Raw genomic sequence first — 15,634 nt, forward strand, 5'->3', positions numbered from 1 at the left:
CGTCGCGCACCCGGGCCAGCACGTCCCCGAACGTGTCGGCGGGTTCGACGGCGGTCCGGAGTACGAGGGTGTTGACGAACATGCCGACGAGATGGTCGAGCGCTTCCTCGCCGCGACCGGCGACGGGGGTGCCGATCACGATGTCGGACCCGGCACCCAGGCGGCGCAGCAGCACGGCCAGCGCGGCGTGCGTCACCATGAACGAGGTGGTGCCGGTGCTCTGCGCCAGATCGAGGAGACGCCGGTGGACGTCAGCGGGGATCGTGAACTCGACGCGGCCACCGCGGTGCGACATGTCGGCGGGCCGGGTCCGGTCGGTGGGCAGTTCGATCACCTGCGGCACTCCGGCGAGCGCCGACCGCCAGTAGGAGATCTGCTTGGCGGACAGGCTGTTCGGGTCGTCCTCCGACCCCAGCAGCTCACGCTGCCACAGGCTGTAGTCGGCGTACTGCACCGGCAGGGGCGCCCAGGTGGGCGCGTGACCGGCGACGCGCGCAGCGTACGCGAGCATCACGTCGGCGGCCAGTGGTGTCATCGACCAGCCGTCGGCGGCGATGTGGTGGACGACGAGGACGAGGACGTGCCGGTCCGGCGCCTCGCGGAACAGCCCGGCGCGCATCGGCGTATCGGTGGTGAGGTCGAATCCTGCGCCGCCGAGGGCCGTCACCGCGGCGGTGAGCGACTCGGTGGCGACGTCGGCCGGGCCGTCTGCGGGTAGCACGCTCACGGCGGGGGTGATCAGCTGATGGGGTCCGTCCGCGCTGTCGGGGTAGACGGTGCGGAGCGCCTCGTGCCGTTCCTGGACGTCGTCGAGCGCCCTGCGCAGGGCGTCGCGGTCGAGTGCGCCGGTAAGCCTCAGGGAAATCGGCAGGTTGTAGGCGGCCGAGGAGGTGTCGAACTGGTTGAGGAACCACATTCGTTGCTGCGCAACGGACAGGGGCACGCGGTCGGGTCGTTCCCGCGCCTCCAGCACCGGCCGCGGGTCGGATTGCGGCGCGGCGCCCACCACCGAGGCCGCCAGTTGCGCCACCGACGGCGACTGGAAGAGGTCCCGGACCCCGATCCGCACACCAAGGGCGGCGTTCACCCGGGACACGACCTGGGTGGCCGTCAGCGAGTTGCCGCCGAGGTCGAAGAAGCTGGTGTCGACGCTCAGTTCGGGCAGACCGAGGACGCCGCGGAAGATTCCGAGAAGGATCTCCTCGGTGACCGTTCTCGGGCGCACGATGTCGGCCGAGCGTGCGGCGAATACCGGTGCAGGCAGGGCGTTGCGGTCCAGTTTGCCCGCCGGGGTCAACGGCAGCGAATCCAACACCACGATCGACGACGGCACCATGTACCCGGGAAGACGCTCCCCGACGAACTCCGACAACACCCGGGTTTCGATGTCCGCTGCCGGCGCCGGCAGCACATACGACACCAAGCGAGTATTTCCGCTCCCGTCGTCATAGCCGACCGTGTGCGCGAACTCCACCACCGGATGCGACGCCAACACCGCATCGATCTCACCCAACTCGATCCGGAACCCCCGGACCTTCACCTGAAAATCACTACGGCCCAAAAACTCCAGAACCCAAGACCCGCCCTGCGAGGCCACCCAACGGACCACATCACCCGTGCGATACATCCGGCCACCCACACCGAACGGCGACGCCACAAACCGTCCCGCCGTCAACCCCGCCCGGCGCACATACCCCCGAGCCAAGCTGGAGCCGAGGACATACAGCTCACCGCGCACCCCGACCGGGACCGGACGCAACCGCTCATCGAGGACGACGAGATCGACACCCACGGTCGGTGACCCGACACTCACCGCCTGTCCGGGCACCAGCGGACCCGTCGCCGACGACATGATCGTCGTCTCACTCGGACCGTACGCATTGACCATCACCCGGCCCGGCGCCCACCGCGCCACCAACTCCGGCGGACACACATCACCCGCCACCACCACAGTCCGCAGATGGTCCAGACCACGGTGATCCAGCGACGCCAACGCCGCCGGCGTGCAGAACGCATGCGACACCTCGTGGTCGGCCACAAACTCCGCCAACTCCGACCCACCAAAAATCGTGGTCGGCGCCACCACCAGCGTCGCCCCCGCACACACCGCCATCACCAACTCGAACACCGACGCATCGAAACTCGGCGACGCGAAATGCAACACCCGCGAACCCGCCGACACCCCGAGCCGAACCCGCTCGTCCGCCGCCAGATTCACCAGACCCCGATGCGTGACCGCCACACCCTTCGGCCGTCCCGTCGACCCCGAGGTGTAAATCACATATGCCGGATGATCCACCGACAACGCCCGCGTCCGATCGGCATCGGTCACCGCATCCGCCGGATATGCGGCAACGGCCGACAAAAATTCGTCGTCGTCGAGAACCAACCACAGTGTCGAATCCGGCAAACCCGCCCGCAATGCCGCCGTCGTGACACCGATCGGCGCACCACAATCCTCCAGCATGAACGCGATGCGGTCAGCCGGATAGTTCGGATCGACCGGAACGAACGCCGCTCCCGCCTTCGCCACCGCCCACACACTCGACACCGACTCCCGCGACCGCGGCAATGCCAACGCCACCACGATCTCCGGGCCGACCTGGAGGTCGATCAGGAGACGGGCGAGCCGGTTCGAGGTGTCGTCCAGGGCGCGGTAGCTGAGAGTGTCGGCGGATGGCCCGGGCCCGGGCGCGACGAGGGCGTCACCGTCCGGGTTGCCGCGGACGGCGCCGGCAAGCAGGTCCGGCAGCGTGACCGGTGCGAATCCGGCGCGTCCGGTGGCCGGAACCAGGTTGCGGCGTTCGTCGTCGTCGAGGATCTCGAGGTCGCCGATCAGGCGCGGGGCGCCGGTGTCGGAGGTGAGGAAAGCGCCGAGGAATCGGGTGAAGCGGGCGTGGAGGGCGTCTTCGGAGTACAGGTCCGGGTTGGCCTCGAGGTCGAGGTTGAGGCTGGTGCCGGCGACGCCGTGGTAGACGTTGACGGCGAGGTCGCTGATGGGGCCGGTGGACAGCAGTTCGAGGCGGCCGACGATGCTGCCGAGGGTGATCTCGGTGTGGAACAGCATGACGTTGATCAGTGGGCCGTAGAAGCCCTGATGATCGGTGGCGGCGTCGCGCCGGATGTCGATGTGCGGGTACCGCTGGTGCCGGAGCGCCGCGGTGACCTCCAATCGGACCGCTGCCACCAGATCGGCGTTCGTCATGTCCGGGCGCACGTGCAGGCGAAGCGGGACGACGTTGGACACCATGCCGCCGGAGCGGCGGAGCAGCGCGGTGGTGCGGGCGGTGACGGGCAGACTGACCGCGACCTCTTCGCGTCCGGTCATTCGGGCGAGGTAAGCGGCGAAGGCGGCGATGACTTCGAAGGCGGCCGACGAGTCGTGGCGGTTCGTCGCGGCGTCGAGGTGGTCGACGAGGGGGCCGGGGATCTGGCCGCCCGTCGTGCGGCTGCGTGCCCGCGCGGGGGCGGTCCGGTCGACGAGGCTGTGCGGTTCGCCGAGGGTAGATGCCCGGTCGGACCAGTACTCCCGGTCGGCGAGGTAGCGCGACGACGTCCGGTAGTCGTCGTCGACGCGGGCGACGTCGGTGAGTTCGGCGGCCTTGGACGGCGCCACAGTGCGCCCCTCGACGGCCGCGGTGTACAGCTCCGCGGTCCGGTCGACGAGCGTCACCGAGCCCATGCCGTCGAGTGCGACGTGGTGCACGCGGCAGTACCAGTAGTGGTGGTTCGGCCCGATCCGCAGGACCGCCGAGGTCACCAGCCGGTCGCGGCACACGTCGAGCGGGGTGGTGTACTCCCGCCGCATCCACTCCGTGGCCGCCGCCCTCGGATCGGGCTCGTGCTGCAGGTCGACCAACCTGACCGATGCCTCCAGCGTCGGATCGATCAGCTGGTAGGGAACTCCGTCGACCTCGACGAGGCGGAGGAAGGCGGAGCCGAGTTCGCGGCCCGCGGCGATCAGCGACTCCGACAGCAGCGGGACGTCGAGGGCACCCACCAGTTCGACGCACTGCGCGATGTTGACGGGCACTGCGGGATCGAGCTGCTGGGCGAACCACATGCCCCGCTGAGCGGCGGAGAGCGGAAATGCACCGTCCGGAATGCGACCTTCCGCGGTCACGTCACCACCCGGTACAGCTTCGACCACCTTGTTCGTCCTCTTCCCACTCCGGCGGTGGGAAGAACCCACCGGCCACCCAAGAAACTCATAGTGACCCGCGAACCTGGGAATTTACCGAACATTACCCGGGAGTACGCTTCAGGTTCCTATCGGACGAGCGGTTCGGACCGTTTCAACGTGTCTCACGATGTGGACATCTCGGGCATATTCCCATGTACATCATGTTTGTCGGCGGTCTACGTAGAACTGCCCCACGCCTTCCGGAGAAGGAATGGGGCAGCGGTCGGCCGGGAGCTATCCGGCGGCCACACCCTTGATCCGGGCGATCCGGTTCCGCAGCCCCCACTGGGTGACCTTGAGGAGGGCCTCGCGGACGATCCCGCCGCTCATCTTGGATTCACCGATCTCCCGCTCCGTGAACGTGATCGGAACCTCACGGACCGTGAAGCCCTCCTGAATGGCCCGCCAAGCCAGGTCCACCTGGAAGCAGTAGCCGTGTGACTCCACCGCGGCGAGGTCGAGCTTCTCGAGCACCTCACGGCGGTATGCGCGGTACCCGCCGGTGATGTCCTTGATCTTCACGCCGAGGGCCAGCCGTGAGTAGATGTTCCCGCCGCGTGACAGCCACTCGCGGTGTTTCGGCCAGTTGACCACCGTGCCGCCCGGCACGTACCGCGACCCGAGGACGAGGTCGGCACCGGCATCGACCTGCTCGAGCAGGCGATGCAACTGTTCCGGGGCGTGGCTGCCGTCGGCGTCCATTTCGACGAGCACGGTGTAGTCGCGGTCCAGGCCCCACCGGAAGCCGGCGATGTAGGCGGCGCCGAGACCGTTCTTCTCCGTCCGGTGCATCACGTGGATGCGACCGGCGTCGTCGTTCGACGCGAGGGCATCCGCGACGTCTCCGGTGCCGTCGGGGCTGCCGTCGTCGACGACGAGAACATGCGTCCGCGGCAGCGCCGCATGCAGGCGCCGCACGATCGGGCCGAGATTCTCCCGCTCGTCATACGTCGGAATGATCACCAGAGTCCGTGCGCTCGGTGCCCCGCTCTGCCCGGAACCGGTCTCCGATGTCATGAGGATCCTCCCTGCCGGCATCTGCCGGCGCCTTCTCGGTACTGCTGTGACTCAGTGTGCGAACGGTGCGTCGTCGTTGCACCACGGCGAACGCGACGGCAGCGACGGCGCCGACACAGAGAAGAATCTCCGGAATCGGGCCGAGCCGACTAGCCAGCGTAGTACCGGTGCTCAGCGGCACCTGCGACACCAGGGCCGCGGGGACGAAGAGCGGAGTTTCCGCCACCGTGGCCCCGTCGGGTCCGATGATCGCGCTCACACCGCTGGTGGCGGCCACGACGACGGCGCGCCCGTGCTCCACGGCCCGCACCTTCGACATGGCCAGTTGCTGGTAGGTCATTTCGGTGTCGCCGAACGTGGCGTTGTTGGTGGGGACCGCGAGGAGTTCGGCGCCGCTGCGCACCGACTGCTCGAACGCCCGGTCGAAGGCGACCTCGTAGCAGGTCGCGACGCCGACCGCGATCCCGTTCGCGTGGACGACGCCGTCACCGTCGCCGGGAACGAAGTTGCCGGCGCGGTCGGCGTACGAGGAGAAGTGCCGGAAGAATCCGCGATACGGCAGGTATTCGCCGAACGGCTGGATGATCTTCTTGTCGTGCCGCTCCTGCGGTCCGGCGTCGCCGTCCCACACGATCACCGAGTTGGTGGTGGTGCGGTCGGAGTTCACGAGCACCGCGCCCACCAGGATGGGTGCGCCGATCGCCTCGGACGCGCGGGAGATGTCCGCGGCGGCGTCGGCGTTGCGCAGCGGGTCGATGTCGGATGCGTTCTCGGGCCAGACGACGAGGTCGGGTTGCGGCGCCGCGCCCGACGCCACGTCGTCGGCGAGTTCGAGGGTGCGGTTCACGTGATTGTCGAGGACGCGTTTGCGTTGGTCGTTGAAGTCGAGACCGAGTTTGGGGACGCTGCCCTGGATCGCGGCGACGGTGATCGTCCGGTCGCCCGAGTCCATTCCCGGCAGTGCCGGCCACAGCGCGAGGGAGACGACCGTCGCGGCGAGCGCGGCGACCAGACCGCCTGCGAGCGGCCGCACCCAGTTCGTGGCGCCGCCCGACCGGGCCCGCACCGTCACCGCGACGGACGCCAGTCCGGCGCCGGTCAGCGCGACGGCGAAGCTGAGCAGCGGGGAACCCCCGATGCTCGCGAGCGGCAGGAACCAGCCCTCCGACTGGCCGAACGCCAACCGCCCCCACGGGAAGCCGCCGAACGGCACGCTCGCCCGCAGCCATTCCGTCAGCGACCAGCACGCCGCGATCCACAGCGGCGCCCAGCGCAGCCGGGAGACCAGCACGGCGAGTACGCCGAACAGTCCGATGAACAGCGACTCGACCGCTGCGAGCGCGAGCCACGGGAGGGCACCGACGAATACCCCGATCCACGGGAGCAGCGGCACGAGAAAACCGAGTCCCGCGAGGTAGCCGTAGCCGAAGCCCGCGCGCAGCCGCGGCGCCGCGCCGCCGGCACCGGTGAGGACGAGCGTCAGCAGGGCGATGCCGACGGGAGCGAGAAACCACAGGGGGCGGGGCGGAAATCCGCCGAAGACGAGGAATCCTGCGGCCACCGACAGGACGGAGCGCACGAGCACGCCCCGCTTTCCGGTGGTCCAGCGTGCCGTCGTGCTACCGCTCATGGACGACGCTCCCCCGGTGAACCGAACGCAGCAGGACCGGCGTGGGTGCGTCGTCCTCGAGACGCGGCAGGGCGGGCACCCGGGACCGGGGATCGGTCGACCACCGCTGCACAGAATCCTTGGGGGCACTGACCACCAGTTCGCCCGCATCCCACACGGCGTACGACGCCGGCGCACCCGGAGCGAGCGTCCCGGCGAGCCCGTCGCGGACCCCGCCGGCACGCCACGCACCGCGGGTGGCGGCCGAGAACGCGGCGCGCGGGGAGATCCCGCTGCCGGGTGTGCGGTGGTGGACGGCCGCGCGCAGCATCGCCCAGGGTTCGACCGGGGTGACGGGTGCGTCGGAACTCAGTGCGAGCGACACCCCGGCGGAAGCGGCGGCGGCGAACGGGTTGAGGGTGACGGCACGCTCGGTTCCGAGGCGCTGCGCGTACAGGCCGTCGGTTCCGCCCCACAGGGCGTCGAATGCGGGCTGGACGCTGGCGATCACACCCCACTGCGCCAGCCGCGCCGCGTCGTCACCGGTCATCATTTCGGCGTGCTCGAGTCGGTGCCCGGCGGCCGCGACCGCGGGACCGCCCAACTCGTCGGCGACGACGGCGAACGCGTCGACCGCGGCCCGGACGGCGGCGTCGCCGATGACGTGGAACCCGGCCTGGATGCCGGCGATCGTGCAGGCGCGCACGTGCGCGGCGATCTCGTCGACTCCGAGGTAGCTCTTGCCGGTGCCGCCGTCCAGGTCCGCATAGGGTTCGCTGAGCCACGCCGTGTGCGAGCCGAGGGATCCGTCGATGAACAGGTCGCCGCCCAGCGCGTGCGCGCCGGTGGCGTCGAGCAACTTCCTGGCCTCGTCGGCGTCGGTGACCGCCTCACCCCAGTAGCCGCGGACCTCGACGCCGTGCGGGGTGGCGAGGAGTTCACGGAAATCGTCGAGTCCGGCGATGTCGGGTCCGCCGCACTCGTGGACCGCGACGATGCCGCGCGAGGCGATGGCGTCGAGGGCGGCGACGCGGGCGGCGGACCGCTGCCCGGCCGTCAACAGCGAGCGGGCGACGGTGCGGGCGGCGTGGTGCGCTTCGAAGGTCAGCGGCCCCTCGGACGAGAACCCCGAGGTCTCGCTCAGATCCGGGACCGACCGGCGCAGGGCCGTCGAGCACACGGCCGAGTGGACGTCGATCCGGGACAGGTACACAGTGCGTCCGGGGGCGGCCTCGTCGAGTTGCGTCGTGGTCGGGCCAGTGCCTTCCGGCCACGCCGATTCGTCCCAGCCGTGTCCCCAGATGACCGCGTCGGAATGGGTGCGGGCGAAGGACGCGAGCCGGTCGAGGCACTCGCGGAGCGAACCGACCCCCACCAGGTCGAGTCCGACGATGTTCAGGCCGAGCGCCGTGACGTGCACGTGGGTGTCGACGAACGCCGGTGTGACGAACGCCCCGCCGAGGTCGACCACGTCGGCGCCGGGGTGCAGCGCGCGGGCCGCGCGGTCGTCGCCGACCCACGACACGACGCCGTCGGTCACTGCCATCGACGTGGCGTCTGGAGCAAAGGAACTGTAGATTCGGCCGCCGACCAGCAGTTGTGTAGTCACAGGCAACCAGTCTGCCTCTTAGGGCAGAACGCGGGGATCACGGGTCGGGGTTCGGGGGTCCTCGTCGATCACTTCGCCCTCGAAGACCTCGTCGACCACCTCTCCCTCGATCACCTCGCCGCGACCGCGCCGGGGTGCCCGCGCGAAGGCCTCGGCCCCGGCCGCGACGGTCGCGGCGCGGCGGCCCGCCAGCAGGACCACGACGGGCCGGAGGGCCCACCGGGTGGGGGGAATGAGGAAGAGCAGGCCGAGCACCGAGGTGACCAGGCCGGGAACGAACATCAGGGCGGAGCCCAGCGCGACGAGTGCACCGTCCGCGACCGCGGCCCCCGGGGATCCGTCGCCGCCCGCCGCCCGGCGCAGGCCGTCCATCACACGACGCCACTGCGACCGCATCAGCAGCAGTCCGATCAGCGTTCCCCCGAGCAGGAGGAGCACCGTCCACAGCACGCCGATCGCGTGACCGACCAGGACGAGCGCGGCGATCTCCACCACTACGTACAACAGGAACAGTGCGGCGTACATGACGCCCCCTTTCGGACGGCCGGTTCATCGAGGGTCTGGGGTCAACCGTCTGCTCGTTCAACGTTCGACGGCGCCGATTTTCTCCCGGCCGCAGATATCGAAGCGGGCACGATGCTAACCCTCAAGTTGACATTGAGACTCTGGGCATGATGCAGTTCACTGCGATGGGGGTCTTCCGATCCCGCGCACAACGAGGAGCCGAAATGACTCGTCCCACAGTCTTCCGCCGAGCCGCAATCGTTCTCGCGTCCGCAGCCGCCTTCGGCATGCTGTCTTCGGGACCGGCGTCGGCAGCACCGGTCGCCGACTTCGCAAAGGGCGCCGCCGAACTGCAGGCGCTGGCCACCGAGGTCTCCCCCGCCGCGACCGCCGCCGTCGACGCACTTCTCGGCGCCAGCGTGTTCATCCCGAAGGACGTGCTCGAAGTCGGACTCACCACGCCGCAGGACTTCATGTACCCGTCCCCCACCCTCGGGTGCGGCGTCGCCGACAAACCCGCGACCGTCACGCTGGCCAGCGCCCAGGGCGGACCGAACCTGTTCCCCCAGATCAGCGCGAACCAACTCCGCTTCCAGGCGATCCCCGCCTACGTCGCGATCCCGCAGTCGTCCGAACTCAGCGTCGCGTGGATCAACCTGACCACGTTCCAGGGCGGCATCGTGAAACTCGACGACAAACTGCCGATCTTGGGCACCCCGCTGCTGTCGAAGATCGTCGACACCGGCAAGGGCACGGTTCTCGCGACGATGTTCGGCACGGTCGGCTACGCCGACGCCGTCACGTGCACGGTGGTCCCGACCGTCGGCACCTTCACCGTCTGACGGCAATACGCTTCCCCACCCGCCGGCCTACGAGCCGGGTCGCACCAGGCCCGTCTCGTAGGCCAGCACCACTGCCTGCACCCGGTCGCGGACGTTCAACTTGGTGAGGATCCGGCCCACGTGCGATTTGATGGTCGACTCCGACAGGAACAGCTGAGCGGCGATCTCCGTGTTCGACAGCCCGGTGGCGACCAACTGCAGGACCTCCCGCTCACGTTCGGTCAGCACGTCGAGGACTTCCGGGTCGCGCAGCGGCGCCGGACCGTCGTCGAGGAACCTCGCCAGCAACCGCCGGGTCACCTTCGGCGACACCACGGCATCCCCCGCGGCCACGCTGCGAATGGCCGACACCAGGTCTTCCGACGGGGTGTCCTTGAGCAGGAACCCGCTGGCCCCCGCCCGCAACGCACCCATGGCGTGCTCGTCGAGGTCGAACGTAGTCATCACCAGCACGCGGCTCGCGACCCCGGACTCCAGGATCTGGGCGGTCGCGCTCACCCCGTCCACCACCGGCATGCGCACGTCCATCAACACCACATCGGGTTCGAGTTTGCGGACCGCGGCGACGGCGGCCGCGCCGTCGCTCGCCTCACCGACGACGGTGATGTCGTCCTGGGCGTCGAGCACCATGTTGAGGCCCATCCGCATCAGTTCCTGGTCGTCGACGAGTAGCACGGTGATCGGCACAGCGCCAACCTAACACCGCGCTCCGGGTGCGCGCGCAGCCCGCGGGACGGGGCGGTCACGAGTGGATAACCAAACCAAGACCTCCATTAGCCCTGGCATACGCTCGAAGTCTGCCTATGATCGAGTCGGCGGACAGTGGGAGAGCCCAGGGATCGGGGTGTCCAGATGCGAATCGCGGATGTGTTGCGGAACAAGGGTCCGGCCGTGGTGACGGTGGATCCGGATATGTCGGTCAGCACCCTGATCGGCGAGCTCGCCCGGCACAACGTCGGGGCACTGGTGGTCACGGAGAACGACTCCGTCGTCGGGATCGTCACCGAACGCGACATCGTGCGCCGCATCCACGAACGCGGCCCCGACATCCTGAATGCGCGGGTCGTGGACATCATGACCACGTCGGTGTTCGCCTGCCTGCCGACCGACACCGTGGACAGTCTCGCCGAGACCATGACCGAACGCCGGATCCGGCACCTGCCGGTGATCGTCGACGGCCAGTTGGTCGGCATCGTCAGCATCGGCGACGTGGTGAAGAGCCGGATCGGCGAATTGCAGACCGAACGCGACCAGCTCGAGTCCTACATCGACCACGGCTGAGCGAGGACCCATGCCCCTGTTCGTCGTGGAGTACACGTACAGCCCCGAGACGTCGGCCCTTCGCGACGATCACCGAACACAGCACCGTGCGTGGCTCTCCGAACTTCTCCGTCGCAAGATCATGCGCTCGAGCGGGCCTCTCGCGAGCGGCCACGGTGCGCTGTTCATAGTCGACGCCGAGGACGAGGGCGCGGTCGCGCGCGTGTTCGCGCACGATCCGTTCGCCGAGGAGAATCTGGTGGCGAACGTGCAGATCCGCGAATGGTCGCCCGCGATGGGCGAATTCAGCGACTAGCACGCCGGGAACCATCGGCGGCGGGCGGTCCCGCGGCCTGGGGACTCAACCCGCGGAACCTGGACCGGGTGTGCCACCGGTTGCGCCTCCGACCCTGCGCCGTCGATTTCCCGTCAATCCGCGCCGCTAAACACTCACCGCGCGCACGACCTCGTCACGTTCGGGTTCGGTGGCTGCGCGGCGCTCTCGCCTGCCCTCTACGATGTCGCGGTGTCTACAGGATTGCTGAACCCGCCGCTCGATCGGTCCACCCCGCCGCCGGTCGCGAACTCGTACCGGGCGCCGGCGATCCTCGCCGCATCCGGCGCTGTGGTGGCGGCCGTGCTGTTCTGGGTCGTGTCCGGCAGCCTCACCGACGATGCGTACATCAGCCTGTCGGCTGCCCGGAACCTGGCCGTCCACGGCGAGTGGGCGATCGTGCACGGCCTGACCGCGAACACGTCGACGTCCCCGCTGAACGTGCTGGTGCTCGGCGCGCTGACGTTCCTGACCCGGTTGTGGGGCCCGGGCGATCCGCTGCTCGCACTCGGAATGCTCAACGTCGCGGTCACCGCACTGCTGGGGTGGGTGCTGGCCCGGATCGGCCGGCGACTCGGACTCGGACCGTTCTGGGCTGTGCTCGCCGGTGCACTGGTGGTGTTCAACCCGTTCGTGTTGTCGGCGGTCGGGCTCGAGGTGCTTTTGATCCCTGCCGCGGTCGCGGTGATGGTGTGGTTCGCGCTCGATGGCCGGGCCGCGTGGTTCGGTGCGGCCGCGGGCACGGCGGCGCTGGTACGACTGGACCTGCTCGTGTTCGTTCTCGTCATCGCGGCCCTGTCGCCGGCGATTCGCGGCCAGGTGCGGCAGGCCCTCGGGGGCTTCGCCGCGATCGCCGCGCCGTGGTACCTGTTCAGCTGGCTCGTCCTCGGTTCGGCCCTGCCCGACACCTTCCTGATCAAACAGGGCCAGGCCTCCGACGTGGGCGGCTACAACTACCTCACGGGACCGGTCATGTACTTCGAGTCCAACCCGTGGCGGACCGTCGCCGCATTCGGGCCCGCAGCACTCGGACTCGTCCTGCTTCTCCTCGCACTCTTCTCGTACGCCCGCTACCGGACGCGACCGCTGCCGGTACCGGGAGCGGTGCTCGCGCTCGGGCTGTCCGGCGCCCTCTACTACGTCGCCTACGTCGTCCTCGACACCGTGCCGTACCACTGGTACTACGTGGCGCCCGCGACGACACTGGCGATGTTCGCCGTCCTCGCCGCCGGCATCCACTGGACGGCTGCTCGCGACACGACGGACCGCGCCGCCGCCGGTGCGCTGGCCGGTGCGCTCGCCGTGCTGGGCGTCGGCGCGGTGTATTTCGACGTCGAGGGCGGTCTTCCGTGGGAGGCACCACCCATTTTCGGTAACTGGGCGAGCGCGCAGGACTACGAGCGGGTCGGCCGTGCGGTCGGGACGCTCGTCGGGGACGCACCGGTCCGGTCTCCGGGTGAGATCGGCACGCTTGCGTACTTCTGTGAATGCGTGATCGTCGACGAGTTCTCCGACCGCGGGTTGGTGGTCGAGGACCGGTTGGTGCCGCGCCTCGCCGAGGCCTCCGAGCCGGCGCGAACGCTGCTGCGCGCGAATTACGCCTTCTTCGATTACCGGCTGGAGCCGGTAGATCCCGCCTTCGATCTCCGGTACGGGGAGGGTCGCGGTCCCGGCGGGCCGATGTCGTGGGAGGTGTTCTCGGCGGCCCGCGGAGTCGGCCACTTCACCCTGGTGCCGCTCGCCGCCGGCTGAGGCCCTGTGGAACGTCGCCGACGACGTCCGCGACCCGGGAGTCACCGATGAAGGTCGGGATCATGCGCCCTCCGGGCGCCGCGCCTCGTCGAGTCGCTGAAGCAGGGCGCGTGCGCCGTCGAGGAACAGTTCGAGCGCGTCGGGATACGCGCTGCGGTCGGAGAGTTCCACCAGAAGTCCCGCGGTCGCCGCGATGTTCGGGTGGGTCTCAGCAGGCAGTTGGGTGTAGGACGATCGCCACAGTTCCCGGTCGGACTCGCGGACGTCGTCGGGTAGCGCGAGTTCGGCGCCGTCGAGTGCGGCGAACGCCAGCATCTGATCCACGAACGCGCGATAGAGGCGGACGGCTGTACCGTCGGGAAAGCCCGCCTCACGCAGTATTCCGAGAATCGTGTCGACTGCGGCTTGCTCGGAGGCGCGGCCGCTGACTCTGCTGGCCGACAGGACTGCCGCCTGCGGGTGGTCCAGATACGCCGCATGCGAACGTATTCCGAGTGCGTACAGGTCCCGCCACCAGTCCCCCGTGGGTTCCCACCCGTGAAACGACCGGCCGATCAGCTCGTCGGCGATCGCCAACGTCAGGTCGTCGATGCCGCGAAAGTAGCGGTACAGGGTGCTCGGGTCGGCCCCCAGCGCAGCCCCGAGACGGCGGGCGGACAACCCTGCGCTGCCGTGATGCCGCAGCAATCGCAGCGCCGTCTCGATGATCGCCTGCTCCGAGAGAACCACACCCTGTTTCGTCGGCCTGCGCCTCCTCGTGGGCGAGTCCGAGACCATCTGCTTCGCCAATTCCGGGGCTCCTTCCCTCACACCTGCCGTATGCCAACACCGTTGACCGTGTCGACACCGACAGTGTTGCATGTCACAGGCAGGGAGCGAAAGCCCAGGCACCGGGCATGACAAGTCCGGATCGGCGCGTGGCATCGCACCCATCCCACCCTTCGAGCGAAAGCGACGCAGATGGCAACAGTGAACGACGGCGCGGCCGGCGCGGCCAGGGCGACGGCCTTCCGCAAATCCCTCGGTGTCATGGACGGCATTGCGATCGCCGCCTCGAGTACCGCGGCGACGACCAGCATCGGTGTCGGATTGGGAGTCGTCGCCGCCGTGGTCGGGCTCCAGATGCCGGTGGTGCTGTTGCTGGCCTTCGTCCCCATTCTGGGAATTGCCAGCGGATATGCCCGGCTCAACCGGGTCGAACCCAATTGCGGCAACAGCTACGTCTGGGTGGGCCGCAGCCTCAGTCCGTGGCTGGGCTTCCTCACCGGCTGGATGGCCATCGTCGCCGTCGTCGTGTTCATGGCCTACACCACCGCCATCGCCGGGTCGGCGATCCTGCAGCTCGGCGGCATGGCCGGCGTGCGCAGTGTCGCCGGACTCCCGATCGATCCCGATTCCACACTGCAGTCGACGCTGCTGGGACTCACCATTCTGGGAGCGGTGACGTTCACCGCCGTCCGCGGCGTCGCGGTGGCGGCACGACTGCAGAAGTACCTCCTCGTCTTCGAGTACGTCGTGTTGATCGGTTTCTGCGCGTACGGGCTGTTCGCCGGGAGCCAGCCGTTCTCACTCTCCTGGTTCAACCCCTTCGCGATTCCGTCGTTCGCCGTGCTGGCTCAGGGCATGGTGATCGCGGTCTTCTTCTACTGGGGTTTCGAAGCGGCGTTCAGCGTGAGCGAGGAGGTGCGCGATTCGCGCGACGCGTCCCGGGCCGGCGTGATCACCGTCTTCCTGGTCCTCGGCTTGTTCCTGCTCGGCGCGGTGGCGTTCCAGCGCGTCCTCACCCCCGCGGAACTCGCGGACAACGGGACAGTCGGGCTCGCGTATCTCGGCGAGACGCTCGCCGATCAGCCGCTGGCAGCGCTCCCCGTGGTGGCGCTGATGTTCTCCGTCGTCGCTTCACTCCAGGCCACCGTGATCCCCAGTGCACGTGGATTGTTCGCGATGGGCAGGGACCGCACACTCGGCCCGGTGTGGACCCGGATCCATTCCCGTTACGGAACCCCCGCAGCCGGTACCGTGCTGCTCGGCGGCATCTCCGCCGTGGTCGCGCTACTGGCCACGGTCATCCCCAAGCTGAGCGATCTTCTCGGTGCAGGCATCAGTTCGATCGGACTGGTGGTCGCACTCTGGTACGGCTTGACGGCACTCGCGGCCGCTGTGCGGTTCCGCGGACTCCTGCGGGTACATCCGTGGGAAGGATTGCGCGCGGTCGTGTTTCCCGCGCTCAGCGCTCTGGTGTTACTGACGCTCGGCGGATATCTGGGCTGGATTTTCTACACCTCGGCCGATCATCTCGAAGTCAGCGCGACCAACGGATGGTTTCAGCTGCTGTTCCCGGTTCTCGTCGTGATCTCCGGACTGATGGTGGCCGCGCACGCGAAATGGGTCCGCCGCTCGCCCTATTTCGTCACCGGCCGCGGAACCGACGCCGACGACGCGAACCTGCTCGCCGGAGGTACACCCTCCGAGGTCGCCGTCACCACCCAGTCCTGATCAACGCACCACCGCGTGATCCGAATAC

General features: G+C 68.9%; 12 protein-coding genes (1 of these 12 running past the window's edge). 5 read left to right on the top strand and 7 right to left on the bottom strand.

What is annotated here, in order from left to right; all coding sequences use genetic code 11:
• The 5 genes from JWS14_RS01365 to JWS14_RS01385 form a co-directional block, all read right to left on the bottom strand.
• A protein-coding gene (locus tag JWS14_RS01365; protein ID WP_206012309.1) for a non-ribosomal peptide synthase/polyketide synthase crosses the window boundary here: on the bottom strand, positions 1–4,150 show its start. Its footprint begins 25,364 nt before the window's first position; only the first 4,150 of its 29,514 coding nucleotides appear in the window; it begins with the start codon at positions 4,148–4,150; its stop codon lies off the left edge, out of view.
• Between the two features lie 267 nt (positions 4,151–4,417).
• A complete protein-coding gene (locus tag JWS14_RS01370) occupies positions 4,418–5,200 on the bottom strand; it encodes a polyprenol monophosphomannose synthase (RefSeq protein WP_095864147.1) in 783 nt (260 codons plus the stop codon).
• Positions 5,127–6,830, bottom strand: coding sequence for an apolipoprotein N-acyltransferase (gene lnt, locus JWS14_RS01375; protein WP_095864146.1), 1,704 nt, complete (start codon positions 6,828–6,830; stop codon positions 5,127–5,129). Before lnt ends, JWS14_RS01370 begins: the two co-directional genes overlap by 74 nt.
• Positions 6,820–8,424: an amidohydrolase gene (locus tag JWS14_RS01380; RefSeq protein ID WP_206012310.1), complete on the bottom strand. Its 1,605-nt coding sequence runs from the start codon at positions 8,422–8,424 to the stop codon at positions 6,820–6,822. Before JWS14_RS01380 ends, lnt begins: the two co-directional genes overlap by 11 nt.
• Positions 8,425–8,436: 12 nt before the next feature.
• Positions 8,437–8,943 carry an FxsA family protein gene (locus JWS14_RS01385; protein ID WP_095864144.1) on the bottom strand — a complete coding sequence of 169 codons (507 nt, stop codon included), beginning with the start codon at positions 8,941–8,943 and terminating at the stop codon, positions 8,437–8,439.
• A gap of 203 nt (positions 8,944–9,146) precedes the next feature.
• On the opposite strand from JWS14_RS01385, the gene JWS14_RS01390 reads away from it, so the two are divergent.
• Positions 9,147–9,764, top strand: coding sequence for a hypothetical protein (locus JWS14_RS01390; protein WP_095864341.1), 618 nt, complete (start codon positions 9,147–9,149; stop codon positions 9,762–9,764).
• Positions 9,765–9,791: 27 nt separating this feature from the next.
• On the opposite strand, the gene JWS14_RS01395 is transcribed toward JWS14_RS01390, so the two are convergent.
• The gene (locus tag JWS14_RS01395; protein ID WP_124393470.1) at positions 9,792–10,451 is read right to left on the bottom strand and encodes a response regulator; all 660 of its coding nucleotides are present in this window, start codon (positions 10,449–10,451) and stop codon (positions 9,792–9,794) included.
• A 165-nt stretch (positions 10,452–10,616) separates the two neighbouring features.
• On the opposite strand from JWS14_RS01395, the gene JWS14_RS01400 reads away from it, so the two are divergent.
• The 3 genes from JWS14_RS01400 to JWS14_RS01410 all read left to right on the top strand — a co-directional run bounded on the left by JWS14_RS01400 (position 10,617) and on the right by JWS14_RS01410 (position 13,110).
• Positions 10,617–11,045 carry a CBS domain-containing protein gene (locus tag JWS14_RS01400; protein ID WP_206012311.1) on the top strand — a complete coding sequence of 143 codons (429 nt, stop codon included), beginning with the start codon at positions 10,617–10,619 and terminating at the stop codon, positions 11,043–11,045.
• 10 nt (positions 11,046–11,055) lie between these two features.
• On the top strand, positions 11,056–11,340 hold the full coding sequence (locus JWS14_RS01405; RefSeq protein ID WP_206012312.1) for a YciI family protein: 285 nt from the start codon (positions 11,056–11,058) through the stop codon (positions 11,338–11,340).
• A 210-nt stretch (positions 11,341–11,550) separates the two neighbouring features.
• A complete protein-coding gene (locus JWS14_RS01410; RefSeq protein WP_206012313.1) occupies positions 11,551–13,110 on the top strand; it encodes a glycosyltransferase family protein in 1,560 nt (519 codons plus the stop codon).
• Positions 13,111–13,170: 60 nt separating this feature from the next.
• On the opposite strand, the gene JWS14_RS01415 is transcribed toward JWS14_RS01410, so the two are convergent.
• Entirely contained in the window at positions 13,171–13,899 is a 729-nt protein-coding gene (locus JWS14_RS01415) for a TetR/AcrR family transcriptional regulator (RefSeq protein ID WP_206012314.1), read from the bottom strand.
• A 171-nt stretch (positions 13,900–14,070) separates the two neighbouring features.
• Here JWS14_RS01415 and JWS14_RS01420 point away from each other — a divergent pair, with 171 nt between their 5' ends.
• Entirely contained in the window at positions 14,071–15,606 is a 1,536-nt protein-coding gene (locus JWS14_RS01420; protein ID WP_206012315.1) for an APC family permease, read from the top strand.
• Positions 15,607–15,634 lie beyond the last annotated feature (28 nt).

Origin of the sequence: Rhodococcus koreensis (assembly GCF_017068375.1) — a bacterium.
In the GTDB taxonomy this organism is placed as follows: Bacteria; Actinomycetota; Actinomycetes; order Mycobacteriales; family Mycobacteriaceae; genus Rhodococcus_F; species Rhodococcus_F koreensis.

Excerpts from the sequence above, each read along its gene's own strand:
- JWS14_RS01370 (WP_095864147.1), bottom strand. The coding sequence starts at position 5,200 with ATGACATCGGAGACCGGTTCCGGGCAGAGCGGGGCACCGAGCGCACGG.
- lnt (WP_095864146.1), bottom strand. The coding sequence starts at position 6,830 with ATGAGCGGTAGCACGACGGCACGCTGGACCACCGGAAAGCGGGGCGTG.
- JWS14_RS01385 (WP_095864144.1), bottom strand. The coding sequence starts at position 8,943 with ATGTACGCCGCACTGTTCCTGTTGTACGTAGTGGTGGAGATCGCCGCG.
- JWS14_RS01390 (WP_095864341.1), top strand. The coding sequence starts at position 9,147 with ATGACTCGTCCCACAGTCTTCCGCCGAGCCGCAATCGTTCTCGCGTCC.
- JWS14_RS01400 (WP_206012311.1), top strand. The coding sequence starts at position 10,617 with ATGCGAATCGCGGATGTGTTGCGGAACAAGGGTCCGGCCGTGGTGACG.
- JWS14_RS01405 (WP_206012312.1), top strand. The coding sequence starts at position 11,056 with ATGCCCCTGTTCGTCGTGGAGTACACGTACAGCCCCGAGACGTCGGCC.
- JWS14_RS01420 (WP_206012315.1), top strand. The coding sequence starts at position 14,071 with ATGGCAACAGTGAACGACGGCGCGGCCGGCGCGGCCAGGGCGACGGCC.